Origin of the sequence: Longimicrobium sp. (assembly GCF_036554565.1) — a bacterium.
Lineage (GTDB): Bacteria > Gemmatimonadota > Gemmatimonadetes > Longimicrobiales > Longimicrobiaceae > Longimicrobium.
On sequence record NZ_DATBNB010000642.1, the window covers coordinates 1 to 6,661 of the forward strand.

General features: G+C 72.7%; 6 protein-coding genes. All 6 read right to left on the bottom strand.

Annotated features, from left to right (window positions below; genetic code table 11):
* Positions 1-11: 11 nt before the first annotated feature.
* Positions 12-230 (bottom strand): cold shock domain-containing protein, encoded by a 219-nt coding sequence (locus tag VIB55_RS17770; RefSeq protein WP_331878006.1) that lies wholly within the window; start codon positions 228-230, stop codon positions 12-14.
* A gap of 326 nt (positions 231-556) precedes the next feature.
* Positions 557-1,267: a hypothetical protein gene (locus VIB55_RS17775; RefSeq protein WP_331878007.1), complete on the bottom strand. Its 711-nt coding sequence runs from the start codon at positions 1,265-1,267 to the stop codon at positions 557-559.
* A complete protein-coding gene (locus VIB55_RS17780; protein WP_331878008.1) occupies positions 1,264-2,973 on the bottom strand; it encodes a methyl-accepting chemotaxis protein in 1,710 nt (569 codons plus the stop codon). Before VIB55_RS17780 ends, VIB55_RS17775 begins: the two co-directional genes overlap by 4 nt.
* Positions 2,974-3,066: 93 nt before the next feature.
* Positions 3,067-4,527: a pyridoxal phosphate-dependent decarboxylase family protein gene (locus tag VIB55_RS17785; protein WP_331878009.1), complete on the bottom strand. Its 1,461-nt coding sequence runs from the start codon at positions 4,525-4,527 to the stop codon at positions 3,067-3,069.
* A gap of 170 nt (positions 4,528-4,697) precedes the next feature.
* Positions 4,698-4,874: a hypothetical protein gene (locus VIB55_RS17790; protein WP_331878010.1), complete on the bottom strand. Its 177-nt coding sequence runs from the start codon at positions 4,872-4,874 to the stop codon at positions 4,698-4,700.
* A 635-nt stretch (positions 4,875-5,509) separates the two neighbouring features.
* The coding region (locus VIB55_RS17795) for a response regulator (protein ID WP_331878011.1) at positions 5,510-6,661 on the bottom strand (1,152 nt) is incomplete at its 5' end.

A 6,661-nucleotide genomic window follows, 5' to 3' on the forward strand; every position in this document is an offset into this window, starting at 1 on the left:
ACGGCGCTCGCTCAGGAGTTCGCGCCCAGGCGCACGACGTTCTCCGCGGCGGGGCCCTTGGGGCCCTCCACGATGTCGAACTCCACGGCTTCGCCCTCGGCGAGGGTCTTGAAGCCTTCCTGCTTGATGGCGGAGAAGTGAACGAACAGGTCCCTGCCGCCCTCGCGCTCGATGAAGCCAAAGCCCTTGGCATCATTGAACCACTTTACCTTCCCGGTCGAACGTTCCATCTCCTACTCCTGCTGCTGCGGTGAGCATGTACACGGCGCGGTGTGCGCCTGGGTGTCCGCCGCCGGACCGTCCGGCGAGCGGCGATCGCTCCTGGGGGGGAGCGCATTCGGGTGCGGCATGAGCACCGGCGCGGGCGCGCCGGGGCCAAGACTCCGTTTTGTGGGCGTGGGGTATTCCTGCGAACCAGGGGCGCGGGAAGGAACCGGGAGTGTACAGCGCTCGCCAGCGGGGCCACGTGCGGAGGATGTGCCGTCGATGAACGCCTAAATAAGCGCGCCCCGTACATTTGTCAAGAAAAACTTTCGCCGGCGCACGCCAACGGCCGTTAGGGGACAATGGCGGGAAGGCGGATGTCGAGCCCCGAGCCGCCGGGGGCGCGGGCCGGGCGGCAGCGCACCTCGCCGCCCAGCTGCGCCACCAGCCACGCCACGATCCCCGGCCGCCAGCCGTCCTCGGCCGAGGGGCGCGGGTGCGGGGCGGGCGCCCCCCCGCGCGGCGCTTCGCCGTCGTCGGCCACGGAAAGCACGATGCCCTGCCCGTGCGAATCCAGGCGCAGCTCCACCAGCACGTGCCCCTGCGAGCGGCGCGCGGCACCCACCAGCAGATGGCCCGTCAGCCGGGCCAGGAAGCTTTCGCGGCCGGGGACCACCGTGCCGGGGGGCAGGTCGGCCGTCATCCGCACCTCCACGGCCCGGGCCCTGGGCACGAACCGGCGCACGGCACGCTCCACCGCGGCGCCCGGGTCGAACACCACCTCCGGTGAGAGCGCCCGGCCGCGCGTGACCTCCACCACGTCGCGCACCATCAGCCGCAGGTCGGTGCAGTCCTCCACGGCGCGGTCCAGCTCCCCCGCCGGCGCGCGCCCCATCCGCGCCTCGCCCGCGGCCAGCCGCGTGCGCTGCTCCAGGGCGAACAGCGCGTCCTGCAGGTCGTGCAGCAGCTCGGCCGACACCTGGCCGATGGCCTCCATGCGCTCGCGCACCGCCACCACGGGCCGGGCGCCTTCGCCCTCCGGACGGGGCGCGTGGGGAGTCACGCGGGCCTCGGCTCGGCAACCAGCCGCGGCGGAACGCGGGACACTTGGCCTTCCCCCACGGCTTCATCCGCCATCTCCTCAGCCGGCGCGGCGTCACCGGCGCGGAACTGCGCGGCCAGGCCGCTGAGCGTTCCCGCCGTCTGGGCCGTGCGGGCGCTGGTGGCGGCAAGCTGCTCCATGGCGCCGTGCTGGTGCCCCGCGGCCGCCGCGGCCAGCCGCGCGCGGTCCTGCGCCGCGCCGGCGATCACGCGGATGCGCGACACGTCGTCGCGCAGCGCCTCCATGGCCCCGGCCTGCTGGTCGACGTCGGCGGTAATGCGGTCGATGAACTCCACCGTGCGCTCCAGCCCCTGGATGATGGACCCCAGCGACTCCGTTCCCGCCCCCGCCACCGCGCCCACCCCGCCGATGCGCTCGCTCCCGGCGTGAAGCCGGCCGCGCACCTCGGCCAGCGCCGCCGACGTTTCTCCCACCACCCCCGCCACCTCGGCGGCGGAGGCCGCGGACTGCGCCGCCAGCTGCCGGACCTCGCCCGCCACCACGGCGAAGCCGCGCCCCTGCTCGCCCGCGCGTGCCGCCTCGATGGCCGCGTTCAGCGCCAGCAGGTTGGTCTGCTCGGCGATTTCCTGGATGGCCTCCACGAAGACGCTGACCCGCGCCCCCGCCGCTTCCAGCGCGTCTACCGCGCCCTCCAGCCGGCGGTAGTCGTCGCTCAACTCCACCAGCAGCCCGCCCGCCCGGTCCACCCGCCGCGCGTGCTCCTGGGCCTCGCCGCGCAGCCCGTGCGCGGTGTCGGCGGAGCGCGCCGCCTCGGAGCGGAGCTGGGCGCTCGCGCTGGCGATGGCGGATACCGACTCTTCGCCGCGCGCCACCAGGGCCAGCTGCTGGTCGGCCTCTTCGGCCGCGGCCGACGTCGCCTCGCCGATTACCCGGGCGGCGTCCTGCACCCCGGCCGCGGTGGAGGCCAGCGTGTCGGAAAGGGAGGCGAGCGAGGCGGAGTGCTCCTGGATCTGGCGGACCATGTCGCCCACCGTCTGCGACATGGCGTTGACGGACACGGACAGGAAGCCGATGTCGTCCAGGTAGCGGTCGGGAAGGCGGCCGGTGAAGTCGCCCTCCTGCGCGCGCGCCAGCGCCTTGCGCACGCGCTGCAGCCGGCGCGTGTAGGCCAGCGGTCCCTGCATGGCCAGCCAGCTGATGCAGAGCAGGAAGAAGGCTTCCACGGCGATCACCGCCCGGGCGGCGGCGGGCTGGTCCGTCATCCCCACCCACCGCGCGATGGGATAGGCCACCAGCGACTGCAGCAGCAGCACGCGCGCGGCCACCGGCATTCCCAGCGCGTAGGCGCCGGTGGCGAACACCAGGAAGGGGAGCACCAGGTAGCCGTGCGTTCCCAGGAAGGCCGCCAGCAGGGCGATCATGAGCGTGTCGGACGACTGCATGACCCAGAACTGCCAGGGCGCGAACCGGTTGCGCCACGCGGCGAGCACCGCGGCGCCGTTCAGGAGGGCCGAGGTGCCCGCCAGGATGGCGGCTTCCGTGAGGGTGATCTCCAGCGCGCCGGTGAAGTGCCCGACGGCGGCCAGGCCAAAGGAGATGCCCACCATGATCCAGCGCGTGCCGATGGCCTGGCGGTGGCGTTCGCGCAGCACCGTCCAGCGCTCGCGCGCAAAAAGCTCGTCGAAATCCAAGGGAGTCGTGCGCACGGGGTACCGCGGGGCGGGGTCGCTGCGGGGGTGCGCGCCCCCACCACCGGGGGCGCCGCCGCCTGTCATTGTGGGTGCGGAGGCCCTGTCGTGTCAAGAACTTGCCGCTTCGGCGGATGCGGCTTCGCGCAGCAGCTTCCACGCATCGCGCACGTGCTCCTCCGTCGTTCCCAGGTTGCCGATGGCGAACCGCAGCACCACCCGCCCGTTCACCCGCGTGTGGCTGAGGTAGGCGCGGCCCGTGGCGTTCACGGCGGCCATGATGCGCTCGTTCAGGGCATCCACCCGCTCGTCGCTCATCCCGTGCGGGCGGTGGCGGAATACGACCAGGCTCAGCGGCACGGGGGCCATCACCTCCCACCCCGGCTCCGCCCCGATCCACCTGGCCAGCTCCCGCGCCAGGCGGCAGTGCTCGCGGATGCGCTCCGCCATTCCCTCGGCGCCGAAGTAGCGCAGCACCATCCACAGCTTCAGCGCGCGGAACCGCTTGCCCAGGGCGGGCCCGTAATCCATCAGGTTGGTGACGGACTCGCCCTCGGGGGTCAGCAGGTACTCGGGGACGACGGAAAAGGCGCGGCGCACGACGTCGGGGCGGCGCGTGTAAAGCACGGAGCAGTCTACCGGAACGAACATCCACTTGTGCGGATTCACGACGAGCGAGTCGGCCAGCTCGGCGCCGTCCAGCACGTGCCGCATCTCGGGGACGAGCGCCGCCGATCCGCCGTACGCGGCATCCACGTGAAGCCACACGTCCAGCCGGCGGCACACCTCGGCGATGCGGCGGACGGGGTCGATGCTGCTGGTGGAGGTGGTTCCCGTGGTGGCGACCACGGCCAGGGGGCGGATTCCCGCCGCGCGGTCCTGCTCGATGGCGGCTTCCAGCGCGGCGGGATCCATCCGGAACTCCCCGTCAGTGTCGATCTTCCGCGTTCCCTGCATCCCGATCCCCAGGGTGACGCCCGCCTTGTCGATGGACGAGTGCACCTCGCGCGAGGCGTACACGCGCAGCCGGGGAAGGTCGCGCCCGCTCAATCCCTCTTCGCGCACGCCCAGCCCGGCGGCCTCGCGCGCGGCGGCCAGGGCGATGAGCGTGCTGATCGATGCGGTGTCGTGAATGGTGCCATGCAGTCCGTCGGGGAGCCCCATCAGCTGCCGCAGCCAGTCGAGCGTCCGCTCCTCCAGCTCCGTCTGCGCGGGGCCGGTGCGCCAGAGCATGGCGTTGGTGTTCAGCGCCGCCGTCAGCATCTCCCCGATGATGCCGGGGCCGGAGCCGGTGATGGCGAAGTAGGCGAAGAACGACGGGTGGTTCCAGTGGGTGACGCCGGGAACGATCACGTCGCGGAAGTCGCGGAGGATGTCCTCCACCGCCTCGCCGTGCCGGGGCGCGGAAGGCGGCAGCTTCGCCGCGGTTTCGCCCGGGCGCACCGGCGACAGCACGGGAAGCTCGCCGACGTTGGCCAGGTAGTCGGCCATCCAGTCCACGGCGGCGTGCGCGTGCCTGCGAAACTCCTCGGGCGGCATGTCGGCGCCGCGCGGGCGGGAGCGGTCGGTCATCGGGGTGTCTGCGTGGATCGGGAGAGCGCGGGCCGGGGCCCGGGGTTCCACGCACAATCTCGGCTGGGGGGCGCGCCCGCAAGGCGCGCGGCGGACAGGGGGAGATAAAAAAAGCTCTCCCCCTCACTCCGCGGCGGGCGCGGGGCGAGGAGGAGAGTGGTACACCGGCCTCACGCGGCCTTCGCGAGCGGCCGGACGGGAGCGGCGTCTTCCACGCGGCGAGGACCGCGCGGGTTGATGATGTCGTCGATGCTGAACGACGTGGCGGCACCGGTCGTCGGCATGGCGGTCGGCGCGCCGGAGCGGTTGATGATCTGCCAGAGCAGGTGCGAAGCGATCGGGTTCATATCGTTCATCTCCGTTGATGTCGGGTTCCAGGTGAGGCCGCCGGGTCCACCGGTCCGGCTCACGGAGATGAAGCTAAACGGGTCGATCGGGCCGTGCGTGGGTCAACTCACCCATCGTCCAGAGGAGACCCGCAGATGCGCACCTGTCATCCCGAGGGAAGCGGCCAAGCCATACTTGCCTTTGCTACATCGACCGCAGCGACCGAGGGATCCGCCACACACCGATCGAAGCGCCCCTGCAGCCGCGGCGCGGACCCAAGCACGGTCGCGCACGACGGCGCCGGGAGCACGACAGCAGGCCAGTCCGCGAAGGCGGACTTCGTGTGGTTGTTGCCGCGAATTCATTCGCCCGACCAGGCCGGGGCTCACACCACGGCTGCGGCTTCGCGACTCGGGCTTTCGTGACCGCTGCCGCGCCCGGGCTATTACGTGGCCTCTGCTAGATCCTTCGGCCCGCGAGGGATGTGCTACGGGTCAGTGCAGCGCGCCTGGGCCTCAGGATGACAGGCTGTAGGGCTGCAAGGAGTTATGTGTGATGCGCCACACTGGCTCCCTTCCCCCGCGCGGTTTGCGGGGGAAGGGCTGGGGATGGGGGGCGCCGGCCCGAGCACCGGACCTGGCCAGACGCGGAGTCCTCAGCGGCGGCGGTCCAGGCGGTTGCGGATGCGCGACACCAGCTCGGGACCCACGATGGGCTTGCTGAGGTAGTCGTCCGCTCCCGCCGCAAAGACGCGGTAGATGGTTTCGCGGTCCGCGCGCGCCGTGAGAAAGAGGATGGGCACGTGCCTCCACGCCGGGTCGCTGCGCACCACGCGGCACAGCTCGATGCCGTTCAGGTGCGGCATGTCCACGTCCAGCACCAGCAGGTCGGGCTTGGTCCCGCGCAGCTCCGTCCAGAAGCGCAGCGGGTCGTTCAGCGTCGATACGCGAAAGCCCTGCGGCTCCAGCAGGGCGCGCAGCCCCTCGGTGATCGTGGAATCGTCGTCCACCGTAAGGATGGTGTGCGCCTCGGCGCCGGGCGCGGGGAGCACCTGCGCGAACGCGTCGGCGATGGCGCCGCGGGCCAGTGGAGGCTGCAGGATGAACCGCGCGCCCATCTTGAGCGCTCGCACCCGGTCCAGCAGCGTGTCTCTGTCGGTATACGCCACCACCGGCACGCCGGGCGCACGCCGCGTCACGCTGGAGAAGGTGTCCCACTCCGCGTCCAGGCTCTCGGCGCGCAGGTCCAGGAACACCGCGTCGGGGCGCACGGTGGGGTCGGTGTCGCCCTCCGCCACGGCGACGCCCAGCCCCGCCAGCTCAGCGCGCGCCGTTTCGGCCAGCCCCCAATCGCGCGCCATCACCCACACCAGCGGCGGATCGTTGCGGACCGGGGGAGCCGCGGCGGGGGCGGCCGGCGCGGAGGTGGGGCGCCGGTCCACCTCGCTCCTCAGTTCCGCGGCGATGCGGGCGAGCCGCGCCCCGTGCGCCTGCGGCGGCGAGGGCTGGCCGAGCGCGTCCTCGGCCTCGCGGGCGCGCACGGAGCCGTGGTCCAGGCCAAAGGTGCCCAGCGCGCCCGCCAGCCGGTGCGCCTCGCGCAGCGCCTCTTCGCGCAGCGGCTCGGAAAGCCGTCCCGCGCTCAGCGCCGTGGCGGCGCGCTCGAGCACGGAGATGCGCTCCAGGATGGGGGCACGCGCACGCCTCCAGACCTGCGCGAGCGCATCGCCCAGCCGCTCGGGGGCGCTTTCCGCCGGGCGCGGGGTCGCGACGGCCTCGCCCTCCGTCAGCGGCATCCCCAGCAGGGTGGC